The 1,303-nt window shown below is 54.3% G+C and carries 1 protein-coding gene; it reads left to right on the top strand.

Translation table 11 applies throughout. From position 1 onward, the window contains the following. Window positions 1-46: 46 nt before the first annotated feature. Window positions 47-1,281, top strand: a protein-coding gene (locus L8U58_RS10110) for an IS3 family transposase (protein WP_269955269.1) whose coding sequence is annotated in 2 segments (ribosomal slippage) — window positions 47-335 and window positions 335-1,281 — 1,236 coding nt in all. Because the reading frame shifts where the segments join, the coding sequence is not laid out codon by codon here. The last annotated feature ends 22 nt before the right edge of the window (window positions 1,282-1,303 follow it).

The raw sequence follows: 1,303 nt of genomic DNA, 5'->3' as shown, positions 1-1,303 counted from the left end.
GTGTCCCAGGTTTTGTTCCGTTTGAGTAGATGGGAAAATCTGGAACATGCCAAGAAAATTTGACCAGGATGCGAAGGACCGTGTGGTCCGTCTTGTCGAGGACCGCATCTTGGCGGAAAACATGTCGATGCACGCCGCGTGCCAGGCAGTTGCTCCAAAGTTGGGGGTTTCATGGCACACGGCTCGTCAATGGACCCAACAGGCCCGCCGTGCGGGAAACATCCCAGAACCCGTGCCTGAAGATCTGGCCGCCGAAAACGCGAGGCTTCGCCGTGAAAATCAAGAGCTACGCGACACCAATGAACTTTTAAAGGCTGCCTCGGCTTTTTTCGCGTCGGAACTCGACCCACAACGTCGGAAATGATCCGGTTCATCGATGAATACCGGAATCGTTTCTCTGTCGAGTTCATCTGTAAGACGTTGAAGGATAACAGGGCTGGTGGGTTCATCACCTCGCGTGGGTATCGCCAGTCCAGGGCCCGTGGATTAAGTGCTCGCCGTCTTCGTGATGCTGTGCTGGTTGAACGCATTGGTGCTATTCATCGGGATAATTACGGTGTCTACGGTGTGCGGAAAATGTGGCATGCTCTTCATCGTGACGGAATCGATATCGGTCGTGAACAAACCGCGCGGCTGATGCGTCTAGCCGGTGTATCAGGCAAAGGCAAAGGCCGCTCGCCTATGACCACTTGCACACCTCAAAGGCCGGATTTGCGCCCGGACTTGGTGGAGCGAGAATTCAAAGCCGAAGGCCCGAACAAGCTGTGGGTGGCTGACATTACCTACGTTCGCACGAAGAAAGGCTTTGTGTACGCCGCATTTGTCACCGATGTTTACTCCCGACGGATCGTTGGGTGGGCGTTATCAGATTCCATGCGCACCGAAGCGTTGCCACTGCAAGCTCTCAACCAGGCGATCGCGTGTGCTGAAGAAACAACAGGTCTCATTCACCATTCGGATCACGGCTCGCAGTATGTCAGCGTTGTCTACAACGAGCGTCTTGCCCAGCACGGGATTGCCGCTTCCACCGGAACTGTCGGGGATTCCTATGACAATGCTCTGGCTGAAAACGTTAACGGCTCCTACAAAAACGAGCTGATCCATACTCGCAGGTGGAATGACGTTGTCGAGGTAGAAATCGCGACGTTCGAGTGGGTGTCATGGTGGAACGAGACGAGGCTTCACCAAAGCTTGGGATACCGAACCCCAGTCGAAGTGGAAACCGAATTTTGGGAGCAGCACCCGCCGCAAGCAATAATAGAAATCAAGGCAAATGCCTAGGAACAAAACCCGGGGCACTTCA

This window comes from Corynebacterium macclintockiae, from assembly GCF_027570165.1.
Lineage (GTDB): Bacteria > Actinomycetota > Actinomycetes > Mycobacteriales > Mycobacteriaceae > Corynebacterium > Corynebacterium macclintockiae.
Note: the sequence above shows the minus strand (reverse complement) of the source record. Positions and strands in the feature narration are given on the sequence as shown.